Origin of the sequence: Rathayibacter sp. VKM Ac-2929 (genome assembly GCF_022815495.1) — a bacterium.
Classification (GTDB): domain Bacteria; phylum Actinomycetota; class Actinomycetes; order Actinomycetales; family Microbacteriaceae; genus Rathayibacter; species Rathayibacter festucae.
In genome coordinates this window covers 1-19,066 of sequence record NZ_JALGRV010000004.1, presented here as the reverse complement: position 1 = coordinate 19,066, position 19,066 = coordinate 1, and the positions used below count along the sequence as shown (strand labels likewise).

The window sequence follows — 19,066 nt, the reverse complement described above, 5'->3', positions numbered from 1 at the left end:
GCGAATGGATCGCATCGCAGAGTTCCGGGCAGTGATGGCTGTCGCCGAGGGAGCAGCGCAGCAGGAGGGAGTGGCTGTGTCTGTGGTGCACGTGGCGTTCGCCGCGGCGACGACGACCGGGATCCAAAACAGCACCGCCCTCGCGGTGCAGGCCTTCGGCAACGCACGCGGCTGGGGAGCAGCGGCGGTACGGCGACCCGTCCGCGATCGGCTCCTCCCTCGTCGGCGGGTGCACTACGACGACGCTGTCCGCCGGGCCGTCGAAAAGGCCGCAGCGAGCGGATCGCCGGACATCCGGTCGATGCTCCGGTCGATTCTGGCGGAGGGAGGGCTCGACCCGCTGCGTGAGCCGGTCGAACGTTCCGGCGGCGACCTCGGGCAATGGCTGGCCGCTGATGACTGACGGCGGCACACATCGCACGATCCTCGAGGTCCAGGGGCTCGGCAAGACGATGGGCGCGGTGGACGTGCTCCGCGACGTCTCCTTCACGATCGACGCCGGCGAGGTGGTCGGACTCGTCGGACCCAACGGCGCCGGGAAGACCACCCTCATGCGCACCCTCGCCGGACTGTACGAGCCCTCGCGGGGCAGTGCGCTCGTCCTCGGTCACGCAATCGGCACGACGGGGGCTCGACGAGCCCTCAGCCTCATGCCGGAGGAGCCGGACCTGTACCCGGGTCTGAGCGTTGTGGAGCACGTCCGGCTGATCGAGCGGCTGAGCGGCTCACCCCGGAACGAGTCGCTCGGACCGTCGCTCCTGGAGCGCTACGGACTGAGCGACAAGCAGGACCTCCTCCCCCATCAGCTCTCGCAGGGGATGCGCCGCAAGCTCGCTCTCGTTCTTGCGCTGCTGAAGGGCGCCGGGCTCCTCCTGCTGGACGAGCCGTTCAACGGCCTCGATGCCGTCTCGGTGCGCGAGCTCCGGAACGAGGTCCGGCGGCTGGCCGAGGAAGGCTGCGGCGTGCTGCTCTCCATGCACGGGTTGACCGAGCTGGAGCGCATCGCCGATCGAGCGGTGATCCTGCACGCCGGGAGGATCGCGCACATTGCGCGTCTCGGGCGCGACGATCTCGAGGGGCAGCCGCCTCTGGAGGACGTCTATCTCCGTGTTGTGGGAGCTCTTCGCGATGACGACCACTGAACGAACGCGGCGTCTTCCCCTTGCAGGAGCGCTCGCTCTCTCCCGGGCCTACCTGCGCATCCGCATCCGCAGCACCACGGCCCTCGTGACGAATCCCCTCGCGATCGTCGTCCTCGTGATCGCTGCGTCGAGCGGCGTCTGGCTCCTGGTTCGGGGTGGGGCCGGCGGCTCTCCGACGGAGTCGCCCCCCACGCGGATCGCGGGATTCGTCCTCGGTCTCTCTCTGATCGTGGTGTCACTGACAGCGCAGCGGGGTTCGCCGCTGCGGTTGCAGCCCGCGGACGTGTCCTGGGTGCTGCAGAGCCCGAGTGGTCCGCGCATCGTCGTGGTGGTGCATGCGGTCGCGACCGCGGCGATCGCGTTCGCCAGTACCTCCGCGGCGTCGGCGACGGCGCTGCTTCTCCGTGGCGAGCCGGTCGCGTGGGGCGTGCTCTCGGGGTGCGCGATGACGGCCGTCCTCCTCCTGGTTCGGGCGACGTCCCTGACCAGCCACCTCCTCGGAAGAATCATCCGGCCTGATCGGCGCCGTTACGCGCTGACCTGCGTCCTCGCCGCAGGCGCGGTCTGGATCGCCCTCGGGGTGCAGTCGCTGCTCGTGGGCGAGGACTCCATCGGGTCGGCCGCGATGAGCGCCGCCGGGCTCTTCTTCGAGGTGATCCTCGCGCCCGAGGCGAGCGGACTCGCGCACGCCTCCGCCACCATCGGCGTCCTCCTGCTGTCGAGCATCGCCGTCGTTCTGCTCGTCCGGCGAGCCGGAATCTTCGTCGAACCCGCGGTCGAGGAGAGCATCCTCGCGAACCAGCTCACCCGAGTCCTCTCCGGCGAGTCGAACCGGACTCTTTCCGGCCGGGGCTACGCCGTCGGCCGTCCCTCATGGACGCGATGGCCCGACTCCGCGGTCGGCGCGGTCCTCGTGTGCCACCTGGCACAGACTCGGCGCCGGCGCTGGCAGGAGCCCCGCACTGCGCTCGCCCTCCTCGCCGTGGCGGTGCTCTCCAGCCTGCTGCGGGACAGCGTGCCGATGCCGCTGGGCGGACTTCTCCTCGTGCTGATCCTCGCGCTTCCGGGTCCGTCTCAGGCGACCGCGCAGGACCTCGACCACCAGCACCTTCCGCTCTCCGACGTCTCGATCGCCCGAGCCGGATTCGCCGGTGTCGGGCTTCACGCCCTCCTCTCGTCGGCCGTGTCGCTGCCCGCCGTCGTTCTCTGGGCCTCGGTGTACTTGCACGGGATCGGCTGGGGTCTGCTCGCAGTCCTTCCTCTCGCGCTCTGCTGCACGAGCGCTGCGCTCGCGGGGATCGGATCACGCGCCTTCTCGGATCTGCTTCTCGGTCGGGTGGTCGCGGCGGTCGCGCTCACCATGCTGCCGGTGGCCGGCGCCGCCTCCAGCCTTGCGCTCCACGGCCAGGAGAACGACGCACTCCGTGTCCTGGTGACTCTCTCCGCCGCACTGCTGATCTCCTGCCTACTCTCCTCCGGTCTTGCCTGGGCCGTCCTCGAGTCCGCCAGACCTGCCCGATCGTCACGCGCACCCGGGGTCTAGGGTGCAGTCATGCCCCGTGCCATGGCCGACCTCGACTTCCGCCGGCAGCAGTGGGAGCAGCGCTACGCGCCCCACGTCGCCCCGATCAACCGCTGGATCGACGAGCTGCGGAATCCGTACGACCGCGGCTGGCTCCCCTACGTCGCTACCCTGCACGGCGGCACCGAGGCGCGGGTGCTGAGCATCCTCCGCGACCCGGGCCCCGGCACTCGGGACGGCGCGGGCAGCGGGTTCCTCTGCACGGAGAACGACGACGGCTCCGCCGAGCAGATGTCGCGCCTCCTCATGGACGTCGGACTGTCGCCGTTCGATCTCCTGCCCTGGAACGCCTACCCCTGGTACATCGGCAAGGCGCCGACCGCGGAGCAGCTCGACGCGGGGATCCCGACCGTCCTGCACCTGCTCGACCTCGCACCGAGCATCGACGTCGTCCTGCTGCAGGGCGCCGACGCCGACCACGGCTGGCGCCGCCTGCTCCGGCTGCACCCGGGCATCGAGCGCGAGCGCGGCCTGGCCGTTGTGCGCACGTTCCACCCCTCGCAGCAGGCCCTCTTCACGAAGGACCCGATCGAGCGGGCGGCGCGGGTGGCTCGCCGCGAGGCGGCCTTCGCGGAGGTCGCGGAGCTGCTGCGCTGAGCGGCTCGGCACGCGCGCACAGCGGCGCCAGAAACGACGAAGCCCTGACGAGTGCTGTCCGCGATCGGACATCCCATCAGGGCTTTCTGTCGGGCTGACAGGATTTGAACCTGCGACCCCTTGACCCCCAGTCAAGTGCGCTACCAAGCTGCGCCACAGCCCGTGGCAGTCCGGACCGAGGCCCGGGCAACTCGACTACCTTAGCGGATCGCGGGGCCGAGAGTGAAAACGACCGACGCTCGGCGCCCGTAGAATCGCTGAGGCGGTGCGCGCCGGGCGGACCGGAGCGCGCGCCCTACAGGAGGCAGCAGCAGTGGACGCGCGGCAGAAGCGATCGCAGGTGGCCCTGCACCGAGCCATCATCGATCTGGCGACTGCCAGGGACGTCTCCAGCCTCACGGTCTCCGAGATCACCGATCGTGCCGGCGTCAATCGCTCCACCTTCTACGCGCACGCGACCTCGGCCGCCGAGCTGCTCTGTGCGGCACTCGCCGACGAGCTCGACGCGATCCGCGACGAGTATCTCTCCACCCTCCGCACCGGCGCGGCGACCGACGCGACCATCCGCCAGGGCACCGCGCGGATCCTCGCTCACCTCGAGACGCGCCGCGACCTCTACCTGCGGGCGTTCGATGCTCCCGGCGGCGACTCGGGTGTCCGGGCGATGCTCGCGCTGCACTTCCGCGCGGCCGTCCTCGCGACGCTCGAGACCGGGACGCTGCAGCTGCCCGACGGCGACGACATCACCGCGTTCCTCGCGGACGGCACCGCCTCCTTCCTCGCCGCCGGTTCGACCGGCCTGATGGAGGCGTGGCTGCGGCTCCCCGAGCCGCGCACTCCCGAGACCTACCTCGCGGCGTACCGGCGGCTGCTGCCGTCCTGGTGGCCGTTCGCCACGCAGGACTGACGCCCGCGGGCATCGATCCGTCACGAGTGGTCGGGTCGGCGCGCGGAGCACGACCGTTCCTGACCGATCGATCGCCGGATGCGCGGGCGGGGGTGGATCTCGATACGCCCGCTCCGCGGACTACTCGATCAGCATGCTCCGGCACGCAGAACGACGAGCCGGAGCCGCCGCGACAGAACGTGTCAGCGCGCGCGCTTCTCCCGCACGCGCATGTTGACGTTCACCGGCGAGCCCTGGAAGCCGTAGATCTCGCGCAGGCGGCGCGCGATGTAGCGCCGGTAGCCCGGGTCGAGGAAGCCGGTGGTGAACAGCACGAATGTCGGCGGGCGCGAGGACGCCTGGGTGCCGAACAGCACGCGGGGCTGCTTGCCGCCGCGCAGGGGGTGCGGGTGCGCCGCGGTGAGCTCGGCGAGGAACGCGTTGAACTTGCCGGTCGGGATGCGGGTGTCCCAGGACTCGAGGGCGAGCTCGAGCGCGGGCACCAGCTTCTCGAGGTGACGCCCGGTCTTCGCCGAGATGTTCACGCGCGGAGCCCACGCCACGTGCGCGAGGTCCTTCTCGATCTCGCGCTCGAGGTAGCGGCGGCGCTCGTCGTCGAGGAGGTCCCACTTGTTGAAGGCGAGCACGAGCGCGCGGCCCGACTCGAGCACCAGGTCGATGATGCGGACGTCCTGCTCCGAGATCGGCTCGGAGACGTCGATCACGACGACCGCGACCTCCGCCTTCTCGAGCGCGGTCGAGGTGCGCAGCGACGCGTAGAAGTCGGCGCCCTGCTGCAGGTGCACGCGGCGGCGGATGCCCGCCGTGTCGACGAAGCGCCAGATCTTGCCGGCGATCTCGACCTGCTCGTCGACCGGGTCACGGGTGGTGCCGGCCAGCTCGTTGACGACGACCCGCTCCTCCCCCGCGGCCTTGTTCAGCAGGCTGGACTTGCCGACGTTCGGGCGGCCGAGGATGGCGACGCGGCGCGGGCCGCCGACCTCGCGCTTGGCGACGAGCGACTCGAGCGGCAGCTTCTCCAGCACCGTCTCGAGCAGGTCGGCGACGCCGCGGCCGTGCACGGCCGAGACGGGGTGGGGCTCACCGAGGCCGAGCGACCACAGTGAGGCGGCGTTCGGCTCCTGGCGCACGTCGTCGACCTTGTTGGCCGCGAGGAACACGGGCTTCCTGGTCTTGCGGAGCAGCTTCACGACGTGCTCGTCGGTCGCGGTCGCGCCGACGTTCGCGTCGACCACGAAGATGACGGCGTCGGCAAGGTCGATCGCGATCTCAGCCTGCATCGCGACGGAGGCGTCGATGCCGCGGGCGTCGGGCTCCCAGCCGCCGGTGTCGACGACGGTGAACTGGCGGTCGAGCCAGTCGGCCTTGTACGAGACGCGGTCGCGGGTGACGCCGGGGGTGTCCTCGACGACGGCCTCGCGGCGGCCGAGGATGCGGTTGACCAGCGCCGACTTGCCCACGTTGGGCCGGCCGACGATCGCCACGACCGGCAGCGCCGGGAGGTAGCGGATCTCGTCGGGGTCCTCGCTGGCGTACTCGAGGAGGTCGCGGTCCTCCTCGTCGAGGTCGTAGTCCTCGAGTCCGCTGCGCAGCGCCTGGGCGCGCGAGGAGGCGAGCTGCTCGTCGAGGTCGCCGAGGCGCTCGACGAGGTCGTCGTCTCCGAAGTTCAGCTCGTCGTCACCGACGTGCGTGTCCTGTGCCATGACCGGCCCTTGCTCTCGAAGTTCGGACCTCGGCGATGACCGCATCGACGGTCTGCTCGAAGTCGAGGTGAGTGGAGTCGAGAAGAGTGACTCCGTCTGCGGCGTTCATGAAGTCCACCACCTGGGAGTCGGCGCGGTCCCTGGACCGCAGTGCCTGACCCGTCGCTTCAGCGGATTGCGTGGTGACTTCGCGCGAACGCCTCGCCATCCTAGCCTCTTCGCTCGCCGTCAGGAGGATCCGCACCCCGGCGGTCGGCGCCACGACCGTCGTGATGTCGCGCCCCTCGACGATGATGCCGGCCTTCCGGGTCTCGCCGATGATGCGGCGGAACAGCAGCGTGATCCGCCGGCGCACCTCCGGGACCTTCGCCACGGCCGAGACCTGACCGGTCACCCGGGGCTCCCGGATCGCGGCCGTGACCTCGGTCCGGCCGACCCAGACCGAGTAGGACTCGGGGTCGGTGCCGATGGAGTAGTCGAAGCCGTCGAGCGCGTCGACGATCGCGTTCTCGTCGGCGAAGTCGAGCCCGGTGTCGAGGCCGTGCCAGGCGAGCGCGCGGTACGCGGCGCCGGTGTCGAGGAACTCGAAGTCGAGCCGTCGGGCCGCCTCGCGCGAGACGCTCGACTTGCCGCTGCCGGCCGGTCCGTCGATCGCGACGACGACCGCGTCGCCGAAGTCGGGCACGTCGTCGGTGTGCGAGCCGCTCGCGCGCTCGGGCGCCGCTCCCCCGTCCTCCGGGATGCTCTGCTGCGCGCGGCGGGCGGGCGTCATCCGGTTCAGACCGCCCTCCTGCCTGTTCTGCTCCGTGCTCATCCGGCGATCCTCCAGCCGCGTGCGGTCAGTTCCTCGGTCAGCGGGCCGACGGCCTCCGGCACCACCGAGATCTCGGCGAGGCCCACGCGGCGCCCCTCCGCATGCTCGAGGCGCACGTCCTCCAGGTTGACCCCGGCCTCGCCGATCTCGACGAACAGCCGGGCGAGAGTGCCCGGGGTGTCGTCGACGAGGACGATCAGGGTGGAGAAGCGCTGGTCCTGGCCGTGCTTGCCGGGCAGGCGGGCGACGCCGGCGTTGCCCGCGGCGAGGTGCTCGGCGAGCAGGCGGCGGGCACCCGGGGCGTCGAGGTCGCGCAGGGCGTCGGCGACCGCGGCGACGTCGTCACGGAAGGCGTCGAGCACGGCGACCACGTGCTCGCGGTTCGCGCCGAGGATCTGCACCCACAGCTCCGGGGCGGAGGCGGCGAGCCGCGAGACGTCACGGACTCCCTGGCCCGCGAGCCGCAGGGCGTCGTTCGGCGCGTCGACGAGCCGCTGCCCGAGCAGGGAGGAGATCACCTGGGGCGCGTGCGAGACGAGGCCGACCGAGCGGTCGTGCTCCTCCGGGCCCATCTCGATGATCGAGCCGCCGAGGTCCAGCGCGAGCGCCTCGACGCGGGCGAGTGCGTCCGCGGGCGTCTCGCCGTCGCGGCAGATCACCCAGGGCCGTCCGACGAAGAGGTCGCCGCGGGCCGCGACCGGGCCGCCGCGCTCGCGACCGGCCATCGGGTGCGAGCCGATGTAGCGGCTGAGGTCGAGGCCGCGGGCGCGCAGCTCGCGCAGCGGCTGCATCTTGACGCTCGCCACGTCGGTGACGACCGCCTCGGGGAACGCGGCGAGCTCGCGCTCGACGACGCCGGCGACGACGTCCGGCGGCACGCAGACCACGATCAGCACGGGCCGGTCGCCCGCGGAGGCGGCGCGGCCGGCCCCGTAGTCGATGGCGAGCGAGAGGCTGGCGGGCGAGGCGTCGTCGAGGACGACGTCGACCCCGCGCGAGGCGAGGCCCAGGCCGATCGACGCGCCGAGCAGGCCGGAGCCGACCACCCGCACCGTCCCCGTCGTCCGCATCGCGGGCGGGGCGGGGTGCAGGAGCTCGTTCACCCCGACAGCCTACCGATCAGGCCGACGCCGCTTGTCCTGGCCGCTGCGCCGCACACCGGAGTCGGGCCGCTCGGCACCGTTCGCGGAGGGGCGTCGCCGGTCCTGCGGCGGCGTCGCGCGGTCGTCGGCGCGCAGCGCATCGGAGGGGCGCTCGCGCGGCCGCTCGTCGCGACGGCGCTCGTCCGAGCGACGCTCGCCGCGGTCGTCGGCGCGACGCTCGGGCCGCTCCTCGGAGCGACGGACCGGGCGATCGTCCGAACGGCGCTCGGGCCGTTCGTTCGACCGGCGCACGGGGCGGTCCTCCGACCGGCGCTCCGGCCGCTCCTCGGACCGCCGCACGGGCCGCTCCTCCGAGCGCCGCACCGAGCGCTCCTCGGTCCGCCGCTCTCCGCGCCCCTCGGTCCCCCGGTCGTCCGCGGTCTGCGGCCGCGGCCGCCGCGCGCCCGCGCTCGCCTGGCGTGTCGGCTCCGGCTTCGCCACCGGCGCCTCGCCGCCCTGGCGCGAGATGGTCAGCAGCGCACCCAGCTCGTCGCGGGTCAGGTCGCGTAGGTCGCCGGACCGCAGCGAGCCCAGGTGCAGCGGGCCGAACTGCCGGCGCACCAGCTCGAGCACCGGGTGCCCGACGGCCGCCATCATCCGCCGGACGACGCGGTTGCGCCCGGAGTGCAGCGTGATCTCGACGAGCGACGCGTTCGAGCGCCCCTCCGGCCGGCCGAGCAGCCGCGCCTTGTCGGCCGCGACCGTGCCGTCCTCCAGCTCGACGCCGGCGGTCAGCGCCGCGATCGTCTGCGGCAGCACCTGCCCGTGCACCTTCGCGATGTAGGTCTTCGTCACCCCGAACGACGGATGCGCGAGCACGTGCGCCAGCTCGCCGTCGTTGGTCAGCACCAGGAGCCCCGAGGTCTCGGAGTCGAGACGGCCGACGTTGAACAGCCGCTCCTCGAAGTTCTGCGTGTAGGTCCGGAGGTCGGGCCGGCCGTTCTCGTCGGAGAGCGAGCTGACCACGCCGACCGGCTTGTTCAGCATCACGTAGCGGCGCGAGGTGTCCAGCTGCACGGCGACGCCGTCCACCTCGATCCGGTCGTTCTCCGGGTCGATGCGGCGGCCGAGCTCGCTCGCCACCTCGCCGTTCACGCGGATCCGCCGCGCGACGATCATTTCCTCGACGACGCGGCGGGAGGCGACCCCCGCGGCCGCGAGGACCTTCTGCAGTCGTTCGCCCTCGGGCAAGTCAGCCGCGCTCATCGAATCCGTTCCGTCCGTCGCTCAGTAGGGGGGAGATCTTCGGCAGCTCGTCGAGCGAGGCGAGGCCGAGATGGACGAGCAGCTGCTCGGTGGTGCCGTAGAGGACCGCGCCGGTCTCGGGGTCGCTGCCGACCTCCGCGATCAGGCCGCGGCCGAGGAGGGTGCGCGCGACGGAGTCGACGTTGACCGCGCGGATCTGCGCGACCTGGCCGCGGGAGATCGGCTGCTTGTAGGCGATGACCGCGAGCGTCTCGAGGGCCGCCTGCGACAGCTTGGTCGGGTTCTGGGTCAGCACGAAGTCCGAGACGACGGAGTCGTACTCGCGGCGCACGTAGACCCGCCAGCCCCCGCCGACCTCGCGCAGCTCGAAGCCGCGGCGGATGCCGCCGTCCGTGCCGTCGAAGTCCGCGGCGAGCCGCTCGACCGACTGCCGGACGACCGGGATCGGCCGCGAGAGCGCCGTGGCGAGCGCGGCGAGCGACTGCGGCTCGTCCGCGATCATCAGGATCGCCTCGACGGCGCGGTCGATCTCGAACGCAACGGTCCCGGGACCGGCGACGGCCGCGGAGTCGGTGCTCGTGGGCTCACTGGTCATAGTCGGCCCCCAGGTGCGCGAGGCTCGCGTCCGACCAGTTCTCGGCCACCCACTGCAGGGTCAGCTCGCCGAGCGGCTCCGGCTGCTCGAACGCGATCGCGGCGTGCCGGTAGAGCTCGAGCACGGCGATGAAGCGCGCCACGATCACGCCCTTCTCGTCCGCATCGGCGACGAGCTCGCGGAAGGTCGCCGTCGTCCGCTCGCGCAGCACGGCCACGATGTACGCGGCCTGCTCGCGGATGCTGATCAGCGGCGCGTGCAGGTGGTCGAGCCCGACGGTCGGGATCTCGCGCGGCGCGAGCGCGAAGTCGGCCAGCGCCGCGAAGTCCTCGGGCGAGAGCGTCCAGACCAGCTCCGGCTTCTTCGCGCGGAACTCCTCCTCGAGCGGCACCTGGCGCACGTGCCGGCCGGTCTCGGCGTCGATCCGCTCGGCGAACCACGCCGACACCTGCTTGAAGGCGCGGTACTGCAGGAGCCGGGCGAAGAGCAGGTCGCGCGCCTCGAGCATCGCCGCGTCCTCCGCGTCGACCAGCTCGCCCTGCGGCAGGAGCCCGGCGATCTTGAGATCGAGCAGGGTCGCCGCGACGACCAGGAACTCGGAGGCGCGGTCGAGCCCCTCGGCCGTGTCGATGCCGTGCAGGTAGGAGAGGAACTCGTCCGTCACCGCGCTCAGCGCGATCTCGGTGATGTCGACCTGCTGCTTCGCGATCAGGCTCAGCAGGAGGTCGAAGGGCCCCTCGAAGTTCGACAGCGCGACGGTGAAGCCGCGGGAGACGGGGGCGGTGTCCGCCTCCTGGTCGAGCAGGAGCGCCTCAGGCGACCGCGCCACGCGAGATCAGCTCCCTGGCGAGCTTGCGGTACGCCTTCGCCGCGTTGTGCTCCGGCGCGAACGTGGTGATCGGCACCCCCGACACGCTCGCGTCGGGGAACTTCACCGTGCGCCCGATCACGGTCTCGAGCACGCTGTCGCCGAAGGCGTCGACCACCCGGTCGAGCACCTCGCGCGAGTGCAGCGTGCGCGAGTCGTACATGGTCGGCAGGATGCCGTCGAGCTCGATGACCGGGTTCAGCCGGTCGCGGACCTTGTCGATCGTCTCGATCAGCAGCGCGACGCCGCGCAGGGCGAAGAACTCGCACTCGAGCGGGATGAGCACGCCGTGGCTCGCGGTGAGCGCGTTCACGGTGAGCAGGCCCAGCGACGGCTGGCAGTCGATCAGGATCACGTCGTACTCGGCGCTGACCTTGCGCAGCACGCGGGCGAGGATCGTCTCGCGGGCGACCTCGTTGACGAGGTGCACCTCCGCGGCCGACAGGTCGATGTTCGCGGGGATGATGTCGAGGCCGGGGACGCGGGTCGGGCGGATCGCCTCGCTCGGGTCCTTGACGGTGCCGAGCAGCAGGTCGTAGATCGTGATCGCGTCGTAGGTGGCGACGCCGAGACCGGCGGACAGCGCGCCCTGCGGGTCGAAGTCGATGGCCAGCACGCGGCGCCCGTACTCGGCGAGCGTCGCGCCCAGGTTGATGGTCGTCGTCGTCTTGCCGACGCCGCCCTTCTGGTTGCAGAGCGAGATGATGCGCGCGGGCCCGTGCCCGGTCAGCTCGACCGGGAGCGGGAAGTCGCGCAGGGGCCGGCCGGTCGGGCCGAGCGTCGGGGCTTCGAGACCGGTGAGCTCGGCCTTGTCGTCCGTCTTGCGTGTCACCTGCGTCGCCTCGCTTCCCGTGTCGGCGTGCGCTCCCGCGCGGCCTCCGTCGAGTGTACCGGCGACCTCGTCGTCGTCCCCGCCGCCGCCCCGGCGTCCGCCGATCTCGAGGAGACCGCTCCCGACCCGTGCTGGTCGAGCAGCCGCGAAGCGGCGTATCGAGACCCGCCGTCGTGAACACGCCGGCCCCTCGGCCCCACCGTTCCGGAGCAGCCGGATCTCGATACGCCCGCTCCGCGGACTACTCGATCAGCATGATGCGCCCCGCCCCCTCAGCGCCGCGCCCGCGGGTGCGCCGTCGTGTACACGTCGCGCAGCGTGTCCGCCGTCACCAGCGTGTAGATCTGCGTCGTCGCCACCGAGGCGTGCCCCAGCAGCTCCTGCACCACCCGCACGTCCGCCCCGCCCGCGAGCAGGTGCGTCGCGAAGGAGTGCCGGAACGTGTGCGGCGAGATCTCGCGATCCAGCCCCGCCTTCTCGGCGACCGCGCGGATCACCAGCCACGCGCTCTGCCGCGACAGCCGGCTCCCGCGCACGCCGAGGAACAGCGCCGGCGTCGCCCGCCCGCGCCGCGACAGCTCGGGCCGCGCCCGCACCAGGTAGTCCTGCACCGCCTCGCGCGCGAAGCTCCCGAGCGGCACCATCCGCTGCTTCGAGCCCTTGCCGGTCAGCCGCACGACCTCCGAGTCGAAGACGTCGTCGACACTCAGGTCCACCGCCTCCGAGATGCGCGCCCCGGTGGCGTAGAGCAGCTCCAGCAGCGCCCGGTCGCGCAGCTCCGACAGCTCCTCACCCCGGGCCGCCTCGAGCAGCGACGCCATCTGCTCGACCGTGATCGCCTTGGGCAGCGTCATCGGCAGCTTCGGCGGCAGCACATCGTGGGCGACGTCGTCGGCGACGTGCCCCTCCTCCAGCGCGAAGCGGTGCAGCCCGCGCACGCTCGAGAGGATGCGCGCCCGCGAGCTCGCCGCAAGCGGCCGCTCGGCCCGCGCCGCGAGCCAGGAGGCGAAGTCCCCCACGTCCGAGCGCCGGAGCGTTGCGAGATCGGTGACGCCGCGCTCCTCGAGCCAGCCGAGGTACAGCCCCAGATCGCGCCGGTACGCCGCGATCGTGTGCGCCGAGAGTCCGCGCTCGACGCTCGCCTGCCGGAGGAAGGCGTCGGCGATCGCGGGCGGAGTCACCCCCGGCGGACCCGCGGGTGCCGCGTCCACGGCGAGGAGGCGTCGCCCAGCCCGGCCCAGCCGCGCGCGCGGAAGGCGTGCGCCGCGAGCACCGCGAGGCACAGCGACGGGTTCTGCACCCGCCGTGCGAGCACGGCGTCGACCGCCTCGTCGAGCGCGACCCAGCGCAGCTCCATGTCGGCCTCCTCCGCCTCGCGCTCGAAGGCGGCGTCGGTGGCGGAGAGATCGCGCGCCAGGTAGATGCGGATCACCTCGTCGCTGCCGCCGGGCGAGGTCGCGAACTCCGAGAGCAGGTCCCAGCGGCCGGCCCGCAGGTCGGTCTCCTCCCCCAGCTCGCGCTGCGCGGCGAGGAGGGCGTCCTCCCCCTCGATGTCGAGGAGGCCCGCCGGGATCTCCCACTCGCGGGTGCGCACGGGGTGGCGGTACTGCTTGATCAGCGCGACGCGGTCCTCGTCGTCCAGCGCGAGCACCGCGACGGCGCCGGTGTGGTCGAGGAACTCGCGGCGCAGCTCGCCGTCGCCGTAGCGGAAGGTCTCGGCGCGGACGCCCCAGACCATGCCGTCGAAGACGCGCTCGCTGGTGAGGATCTCGGGCTCGACGAGCTCGTCCGAGAGCAGGAAGTCGGAGGCCGGCGCGTCCGAGGGCACGGAGTCGGTCGCGTCAGTCATCGGAGCCGGCCTCCGACGCCGGGAACAGCCGCGACGCCTCCTGGCGCTCGAGCGCCGCGGTCACGAGCCCCTTGAAGAGCGGGTGCGCGTTGTTCGGCCGCGAGCGCAGCTCGGGGTGCGCCTGCGTGCCCACGTAGAACGGGTGCTTCTCGCGCGGCAGCTCGACGTACTCGACGAGGCTGCCGTCCGGGGACGTCCCCGAGAACCACAGGCCGGCCTCGGCGATCCGGTCGCGGTAGCCGTTGTTCACCTCGTAGCGGTGGCGGTGGCGCTCCGCCGCCTGCGGCGCTCCGTAGACCTCTGCGACGATCGAGCCCTCGGCGAGGTCCGCCGTGTAGAGGCCCAGGCGCATCGTGCCGCCCATGTCGCCGGCGGCGAGGATCTCGACCTGCTCGGCCATCGTCGCGATGACGGGGAACTCGGTCTCCGGGTCGAACTCGGAGGACGACGCGCCCTCGAGTCCGGCCTCGTTGCGTGCGTACTCGATCACCATGCACTGGAGCCCCAGGCACAGGCCCAGGGTGGGGATGCCGTTCTCGCGGGCGAAGCGCAGCGCGCCGAGCTTGCCCTCGATGCCGCGGATGCCGAAGCCGCCGGGGACGCAGATGCCGTCGAGCTCGGAGAGCGCCTTCGCGGCCGCCTCCGGGTCCTCGAGTCCGTCGGACGCGATCCAGCGCAGGACGACCTTGGTCTGCTGCGCGAAGCCGCCGGCGCGCAGCGCCTCGGTGACCGAGAGGTACGCGTCCGGCAGGTCGATGTACTTGCCGACCAGGCCGATGGTCACCTCGTGCTTGGGCTCGTGCACGGCCTCGAGCAGCTGCGACCAGCCGTCCCAGACGACCTCGCCGGCCGACAGGTCGAGCTGGTCGATGATGTACGAGTCGAGCCCCTGCTCGTTGAGCATCGAGGGGATCTCGTAGATCGAGGCGACGTCCTTCGCGTTGACGACGGCCTGCTCGTCCACGTCGCACATCAGCGCGATCTTGCGCTTGTTCGACTCCGACACCGGCCGGTCGCTGCGCAGCACGAGCGCGTCCGGCTGGATGCCGATCGAGCGCAGCGCGGCGACGGAGTGCTGGGTCGGCTTGGTCTTCTGCTCGCCGGAGGCGCCCATGAACGGCACGAGCGAGACGTGCACGAAGAAGACGTTGCGGCGGCCGAGCTCGTGGCGCACCTGGCGGGCCGACTCGATGAAGGGCTGCGACTCGATGTCGCCGACGGTGCCGCCGATCTCGGTGATGATCACGTCGGGCTGCGGGTCGTCCTCGGCCTGCAGGCGCATGCGGCGCTTGATCTCGTCGGTGATGTGCGGGATGACCTGGACCGTGTCGCCGAGGTACTCGCCGGCCCGCTCGCGGGCGATCACCCGGGAGTAGATCTGACCGGTGGTGACGTTCGCCGCCTGGTTGAGGTTGATGTCGAGGAAGCGCTCGTAGTGCCCGATGTCGAGGTCGGTCTCGGCGCCGTCGTCGGTCACGAAGACCTCGCCGTGCTGGAACGGGTTCATCGTCCCGGGATCCACGTTGAGGTACGGGTCGAGCTTCTGCATCACGACGCGCAGTCCGCGCGCGGTGAGCAGGTTGCCGAGGCTGGCGGCCGTCAGGCCCTTGCCGAGCGAGGAGACGACCCCGCCCGTGACGAAGATGTGCTTCGTGACCTTCGCGGGGGCGGTGTCGCGCCCGGCCGCAGAAGTGTCGGAAGAGGAAGAGGAAAGGCCCGAGTTCGAATTGTCCACCACGGGGTTCCACCGTAACAGCAGAACCGGGTCCGGGCGCCGCCCCCGCCGATTTCGCACCGGTCGGGGGGCGGCGCACCGCGCGTCGTCAGCGCCGCCGGCTCGACTCGAGCAGCTCGCGCGCGTGCGCCAGCGCGTTCTCGGAGTCGGTCAGCCCGGACAGCAGGCGCGCCATCTCGGACACCCGCTCCTCCGCGTCCAGCTGGGTCACCGCACTCGAGGTGACCGAGCCGTCCGAGCCCTTCTCGACCCGGAGGTGGTTGGTCGCGAAGGCCGCGACCTGGGCCAGGTGCGTCACCACGATGACCTGCGAGGTCTCTGCCAGGCGCGCCAGCCGGCGCCCGATCTCGATCGCCGCCGCACCGCCGACGCCCGCATCGACCTCGTCGAAGACGAACGTCGGCACCGGATCGTTCGCCGCCACGACCACCTCGATCGCGAGCATCACCCGCGAGAGCTCTCCCCCGGAGGCGCCCTTCGCGAGCGCGCGCGGAGTGGCGCCGGTGTGCGGCTGCAGCAGCATCTCGACCGTGTCGCGCCCGTGCACCGTCGGCTCGCTCGCGCTGCCGACCTGCACGTGCAGGCGCGCGTCGGCCATGGCCAGCGCGGTCAGCTCGTCGCTCACCCGCGCGCCCAGCTCGGCGGCGGCCGCGGTGCGCAGCTCGGTCAGCCGGTCGGCGAGCCGCTCGACCAGATCGGCGTCGGCGGCGGTGTCGGCCTCGAGGGCTGCGATCCGCTCGTCGTCGCCGTCGAGCTCGAGCAGCCGCAGCCCGGAGGAGTCGACGAGGTCGAGCACGTCGTCGAGAGTCGGTCCGTAGGTGCGCGCGAGCGCGGAGAGCTCCGCCCGGCGGTTCTCGATCAGCTCGAGGTCGTGCGCGCCGTCGAGGTCGAGCTCGGCGAGGTAGGAGGAGAGGCCGGCCGCGACGTCGCCGAGCAGGACCGACGCCTCGCCGAGGGTCTGGGTCAGCGGCTCGAGCGCCGCGTCGTGCTCCGCCGCGCGCTCGAGCACCCGGCGGGCGATCTCGACGAGACCGAGGGCGTCGCGGCCATCGAGCTCCTCCGAGGACACGGCCTCGCGGGCCTCCCCCGCGGCGATGCGCAGCTGCTCGATGCTGCCGAGCCGCTCGGACTGCGTCGAGAGCTCGACGTCCTCGCCGCGCTGGGGGGCGACCACCTCGATCTCGGCGAGGGCGCTGCGGAGTCGCTCCGCCTCGCGTGCCCGCGACTCGCGCGCCGTGGTCAGCTCGTCGAGCTCCTCGCGGTTGGCCCGCCAGCGCTCGAAGGCGCTCGCGTAGTCGCGCAGGGCCTCCCCCAGCTCGGGTCCGCCGAAGCGGTCGAGCGCGTCGCGCTGCGCGGCCGCCGAGCGGAGCCGGATCTGGTCCGACTGCCCGTGCACCACGACGAGCTGATCGGCGAGCTCGCTGAGCACGCTGACCGGGGCACTGCGGCCGCCGACGACGGCGCGGCCGCGCCCCTCGGCCGAGACCGAGCGGGCGAGCAGCAGCTCGGGGCCGTCGAGGTCGCCACCTGCGTCGTGGACGCGGTCCGCGACCGCACCCTCCTCGGGCACCAGCCAGCGACCCGACACCCAGGCCTGCTTGCTGCCGGAGCGGACGGCGGACGCGTCGGAGCGCGCGCCGAGCACGAGGCCCAGGGCGGTCACGACCATGGTCTTGCCGGCACCGGTCTCACCGGTGACGGCGGTGAATCCCGGTCCGAGCGGGAGGGTCGCCTCGGCGATGACACCGAGGTCGCGGATCTGCAACTCCTCGAGCATGCGGCTACTCCGTCTCCGCCGACCCCCGCCATCCGCGGATGGGGAGACCGAACTTCTGCACGAGGCGATCGGTGAACGGGGCGTCGTGCAGGCGCGCGAAGCGCACCGGCACGGGCGAGCGGCGGTAGACCACCCGCGCCCCGGGCGGCAGCTCGTAGGTGCGCCGGCCGTCGGCCCAGAGCACGCCGACGCCTTCGGTGCGCTCCTTCACCTCGACGGCGAGGCTGGAGTCCGGCCCCACGACGAGCGGGCGGGCGAACAGGGCGTGCGCGCTGAGCGGCACGAGCAGCATCGCCTCGAGCGTGGGCCAGACGACGGGACCGCCGCCGGAGAAGGCGTAGGCGGTCGAGCCGGTGGGCGTCGAGACGACGATGCCGTCGCAGCCGAAGCTGGAGAGGGGACGACCGTCGACCCCGACCATCACCTCGAGCATCCGCTCGCGGCTGCCCTTCTCGACGGTCGCCTCGTTGAGAGCCCAGGTCTCGTAGACGACGGCGTCGTCGATCTTGACGCGCACCTGCAGCGTCATCCGCTCCTCCACGGCGTAGTCGCCGTCGAGCGCGCGCGCGACCGCGTCGTCGAGGTCGTCGCGCTCGCTCTCGGCGAGGAAGCCGACATGGCCGAGGTTCACTCCGAGCAGCGGAGCCGTGCCGGTCCGGACGATCTCGGCCGCGCGCAGGATGGTGCCGTCCCCGCCGAGCACGAAGACCAGCTCGATCTCTTCCAGCGTGACGTCGGTACCGAGGACGGCCACGTCGCTGAGCTCGGGCGCGGTGCGGACGATGTCGCCCTTGTCGTCGGCGCAGAGCACGGGCCGGGCTCCGGACCCGCGGAGGCGTCCGACCACGAGGATCGCCGCTTCGAGGGAGTCCGCCCGTCCGGTGTGGGCGATGACGAGGATGTTGCGCTCGCCAGGAGGGGACTGCATCGAGTGGGTGTCCTTCGGGTCGATCGACGGCGGCGGACACGATCGCGTCACCCGAGGGTGAGCGCGGTGACCGCGTCCCTCCATTCTGTCGGAATCGTTCCGCGGTCGCGGTGGAGGTGCACCAGATACTCCTGATTCCCAGCGCCACCCGGGAGCGGCGAGGCGATCAGACCGCCCACTCCGAGTCCCGCGTCCCAGGCGGACCAGAGCACGTCGGAGAGTGCCTCGCGCCGGAGCTCCGGATCGCGGACGATCCCCTCCTTGATGCCGAGGCGGCCCACCTCGAACTGCGGCTTGACCAGCACGACGAAATCGGCGGTCGGCGTGACGGACGCGGCGACGGCCGGCAGCACCATCGACAGGGAGATGAAGGAGACGTCCGCGACGACGAGGTCCGGCACGACATCCGTTCCGGAGGCCGCTGCGAGCGAGGTCGCCGTCATCTCCCGAGCGTTGAAGCCCTCGACGACGCGCACTCGCTCCTCGGAGCGGATCCGAGGAGCCAGCTGCCCGTGTCCGACATCGAGCGCGATCACCGTCGCGACTCCACGCTCCAGGAGGACCTGGGAGAACCCGCCCGTGGAGGCGCCGACATCCAGGGCATTCGCGCCGTCGACTCGCACAGTGGGGAAGGCGTCCAGGGCGGCGATGAGCTTGTGGGCCGCCCGGCTGACGTAGTGGTCCAGCGAGGCGACGGCGACCTCCTGCTCGGGCCGCACTCGGATCGACGGTTTGAGCGCCGGCGCACCGTCCACAGTGACGACGCCGTCGGCGATCATGCGCGCAGCATGCACTCGGGAGCGGGCGATGCCTCGCGTGGCGAGTGCGGTATCGAGCCGCTGGTCCTCGGAGTCGGTCATCGAGCGGAGTCACCACCCTCGAGCCGGATCCGAAGCTGCTCCTGCAGTTCCGCGTAGGCGGCTGCTCGCGATGCCAAGGGCGACTGCTCGATGTCGTCGAGACGATCGCCGAGCTCGACGCTCTCGCTTCCGGACGTGCGGTCCTCGGACATCGTCACTCCTCACGGCGCCGCGTCGAGCGGCTAGCGGCTCTCCTGGAGAACCTCTGGTTAAACAGCGATGGCCACCCATTTCTGGGTGGCCATCGTGAATTGGTGTCCGGCGGTGTCCTACTCTCCCACAGGGTCCCCCCTGCAGTACCATCGGCGCTGAGAGTCTTAGCTTCCGGGTTCGGAATGTGACCGGGCGTTTCCCTCTCGCTATGGCCGCCGTAACCCTTCTAGACGCAACCGCCAGCCTTACGGCGTGGTGGTGGTCAAATCTGGGTCACACGTCATGCGTGTGTTCTGTTATCCGCCCCGAGCAGTGTCGGGTGCGGTGTGCAGGTCGTGTCTTTGCGAACACGACCCGCGGTATGGAGCCCGTATTC

Annotated in this window: 18 protein-coding genes, 1 tRNA gene, 1 rRNA gene and 1 pseudogene; 5 read left to right on the top strand and 16 right to left on the bottom strand. The window is 72.0% G+C overall.

Translation table 11 applies throughout. The features are described from left to right. Positions 1-4: 4 nt before the first annotated feature. The 4 genes from MT355_RS12645 to MT355_RS12630 are packed head-to-tail and all read left to right on the top strand — an operon-like array spanning position 5 to position 3,321. A complete protein-coding gene (locus tag MT355_RS12645) occupies positions 5-403 on the top strand; it encodes a hypothetical protein (RefSeq protein WP_243599813.1) in 399 nt (132 codons plus the stop codon). After that, positions 396-1,142, top strand: coding sequence for an ABC transporter ATP-binding protein (locus tag MT355_RS12640; RefSeq protein ID WP_243599812.1), 747 nt, complete (start codon positions 396-398; stop codon positions 1,140-1,142). Before MT355_RS12645 ends, MT355_RS12640 begins: the two co-directional genes overlap by 8 nt. Next, positions 1,129-2,685: a hypothetical protein gene (locus MT355_RS12635; protein WP_243599811.1), complete on the top strand. Its 1,557-nt coding sequence runs from the start codon at positions 1,129-1,131 to the stop codon at positions 2,683-2,685. The genes MT355_RS12640 and MT355_RS12635 overlap by 14 nt, the downstream gene beginning before the upstream one ends. Positions 2,686-2,694: 9 nt before the next feature. Next, positions 2,695-3,321: a uracil-DNA glycosylase gene (locus MT355_RS12630; protein ID WP_243599810.1), complete on the top strand. Its 627-nt coding sequence runs from the start codon at positions 2,695-2,697 to the stop codon at positions 3,319-3,321. Positions 3,322-3,410: 89 nt separating this feature from the next. On the opposite strand, the gene MT355_RS12625 is transcribed toward MT355_RS12630, so the two are convergent. Continuing rightward, positions 3,411-3,484, bottom strand: a tRNA-Pro gene (locus tag MT355_RS12625). Between the two features lie 177 nt (positions 3,485-3,661). Here MT355_RS12625 and MT355_RS12620 point away from each other — a divergent pair. Next, positions 3,662-4,228, top strand: a complete 567-nt coding sequence (locus tag MT355_RS12620; protein ID WP_243599809.1) for a TetR family transcriptional regulator — start codon at positions 3,662-3,664, stop codon at positions 4,226-4,228. 182 nt (positions 4,229-4,410) lie between these two features. Here MT355_RS12620 and der read toward each other — a convergent pair whose 3' ends face one another. The 15 genes and pseudogenes from der to rrf all read right to left on the bottom strand — a co-directional run bounded on the left by der (position 4,411) and on the right by rrf (position 18,910). Further along, a complete protein-coding gene (gene der / locus MT355_RS12615) occupies positions 4,411-5,931 on the bottom strand; it encodes a ribosome biogenesis GTPase Der (RefSeq protein ID WP_123735983.1) in 1,521 nt (506 codons plus the stop codon). Next, complete coding sequence (gene cmk, locus MT355_RS12610) at positions 5,906-6,745, bottom strand: (d)CMP kinase (protein ID WP_243599808.1); 840 nt, start codon at positions 6,743-6,745, stop codon at positions 5,906-5,908. The genes der and cmk overlap by 26 nt, the downstream gene beginning before the upstream one ends. Further along, positions 6,742-7,815: a prephenate dehydrogenase gene (locus MT355_RS12605; RefSeq protein WP_243600272.1), complete on the bottom strand. Its 1,074-nt coding sequence runs from the start codon at positions 7,813-7,815 to the stop codon at positions 6,742-6,744. Before MT355_RS12605 ends, cmk begins: the two co-directional genes overlap by 4 nt. Positions 7,816-8,316: 501 nt before the next feature. After that, positions 8,317-9,093 (bottom strand): annotated as a pseudogene (locus tag MT355_RS12600) (pseudouridine synthase); the annotation flags it as partial. After that, a complete protein-coding gene (gene scpB, locus MT355_RS12595; RefSeq protein ID WP_243599807.1) occupies positions 9,080-9,688 on the bottom strand; it encodes an SMC-Scp complex subunit ScpB in 609 nt (202 codons plus the stop codon). The gene scpB and the pseudogene MT355_RS12600, both read right to left, overlap by 14 nt. Further along, positions 9,678-10,517, bottom strand: a complete 840-nt coding sequence (locus MT355_RS12590) for a ScpA family protein (RefSeq protein ID WP_243599806.1) — start codon at positions 10,515-10,517, stop codon at positions 9,678-9,680. The genes scpB and MT355_RS12590 overlap by 11 nt, the downstream gene beginning before the upstream one ends. Continuing rightward, positions 10,501-11,388, bottom strand: a complete 888-nt coding sequence (locus MT355_RS12585) for a ParA family protein (protein WP_243599805.1) — start codon at positions 11,386-11,388, stop codon at positions 10,501-10,503. The genes MT355_RS12590 and MT355_RS12585 overlap by 17 nt, the downstream gene beginning before the upstream one ends. Before the next feature lie 272 nt (positions 11,389-11,660). After that, positions 11,661-12,569: a site-specific tyrosine recombinase XerD gene (xerD, locus tag MT355_RS12580; protein ID WP_159422428.1), complete on the bottom strand. Its 909-nt coding sequence runs from the start codon at positions 12,567-12,569 to the stop codon at positions 11,661-11,663. After that, complete coding sequence (locus MT355_RS12575; protein ID WP_243599804.1) at positions 12,566-13,237, bottom strand: NUDIX hydrolase; 672 nt, start codon at positions 13,235-13,237, stop codon at positions 12,566-12,568. Before MT355_RS12575 ends, xerD begins: the two co-directional genes overlap by 4 nt. Continuing rightward, positions 13,230-14,993 carry a CTP synthase gene (locus MT355_RS12570; RefSeq protein WP_185019975.1) on the bottom strand — a complete coding sequence of 588 codons (1,764 nt, stop codon included), beginning with the start codon at positions 14,991-14,993 and terminating at the stop codon, positions 13,230-13,232. Before MT355_RS12570 ends, MT355_RS12575 begins: the two co-directional genes overlap by 8 nt. Positions 14,994-15,060: 67 nt before the next feature. Then, positions 15,061-16,749, bottom strand: coding sequence for a DNA repair protein RecN (recN, locus tag MT355_RS12565; RefSeq protein ID WP_123446036.1), 1,689 nt, complete (start codon positions 16,747-16,749; stop codon positions 15,061-15,063). Between the two features lie 4 nt (positions 16,750-16,753). Further along, on the bottom strand, positions 16,754-17,677 hold the full coding sequence (locus MT355_RS12560; protein ID WP_243599803.1) for an NAD kinase: 924 nt from the start codon (positions 17,675-17,677) through the stop codon (positions 16,754-16,756). Between the two features lie 47 nt (positions 17,678-17,724). After that, positions 17,725-18,537, bottom strand: coding sequence for a TlyA family RNA methyltransferase (locus MT355_RS12555; protein ID WP_243599802.1), 813 nt, complete (start codon positions 18,535-18,537; stop codon positions 17,725-17,727). Continuing rightward, positions 18,534-18,689: a hypothetical protein gene (locus tag MT355_RS12550; RefSeq protein ID WP_165909240.1), complete on the bottom strand. Its 156-nt coding sequence runs from the start codon at positions 18,687-18,689 to the stop codon at positions 18,534-18,536. Before MT355_RS12550 ends, MT355_RS12555 begins: the two co-directional genes overlap by 4 nt. A 104-nt stretch (positions 18,690-18,793) precedes the next feature. Further along, positions 18,794-18,910: ribosomal RNA gene (rrf, locus tag MT355_RS12545) — 5S ribosomal RNA — on the bottom strand. Positions 18,911-19,066 lie beyond the last annotated feature (156 nt).

What these genes read in the sequence shown, in the direction of transcription:
- MT355_RS12635 (WP_243599811.1), top strand. Translation starts at nt 1,129, where the DNA reads ATGACGACCACTGAACGAACGCGGCGTCTTCCCCTTGCAGGAGCGCTC.
- MT355_RS12575 (WP_243599804.1), bottom strand. Translation starts at nt 13,237, where the DNA reads ATGACTGACGCGACCGACTCCGTGCCCTCGGACGCGCCGGCCTCCGAC.
- MT355_RS12555 (WP_243599802.1), bottom strand. Translation starts at nt 18,537, where the DNA reads ATGACCGACTCCGAGGACCAGCGGCTCGATACCGCACTCGCCACGCGA.
- MT355_RS12645 (WP_243599813.1), top strand. Translation starts at nt 5, where the DNA reads ATGGATCGCATCGCAGAGTTCCGGGCAGTGATGGCTGTCGCCGAGGGA.
- recN (WP_123446036.1), bottom strand. Translation starts at nt 16,749, where the DNA reads ATGCTCGAGGAGTTGCAGATCCGCGACCTCGGTGTCATCGCCGAGGCG.
- MT355_RS12605 (WP_243600272.1), bottom strand. Translation starts at nt 7,815, where the DNA reads ATGCGGACGACGGGGACGGTGCGGGTGGTCGGCTCCGGCCTGCTCGGC.
- cmk (WP_243599808.1), bottom strand. Translation starts at nt 6,745, where the DNA reads ATGAGCACGGAGCAGAACAGGCAGGAGGGCGGTCTGAACCGGATGACG.
- MT355_RS12550 (WP_165909240.1), bottom strand. Translation starts at nt 18,689, where the DNA reads ATGTCCGAGGACCGCACGTCCGGAAGCGAGAGCGTCGAGCTCGGCGAT.
- MT355_RS12640 (WP_243599812.1), top strand. Translation starts at nt 396, where the DNA reads ATGACTGACGGCGGCACACATCGCACGATCCTCGAGGTCCAGGGGCTC.
- MT355_RS12630 (WP_243599810.1), top strand. Translation starts at nt 2,695, where the DNA reads ATGCCCCGTGCCATGGCCGACCTCGACTTCCGCCGGCAGCAGTGGGAG.
- MT355_RS12560 (WP_243599803.1), bottom strand. Translation starts at nt 17,677, where the DNA reads ATGCAGTCCCCTCCTGGCGAGCGCAACATCCTCGTCATCGCCCACACC.
- der (WP_123735983.1), bottom strand. Translation starts at nt 5,931, where the DNA reads ATGGCACAGGACACGCACGTCGGTGACGACGAGCTGAACTTCGGAGAC.
- scpB (WP_243599807.1), bottom strand. Translation starts at nt 9,688, where the DNA reads ATGACCAGTGAGCCCACGAGCACCGACTCCGCGGCCGTCGCCGGTCCC.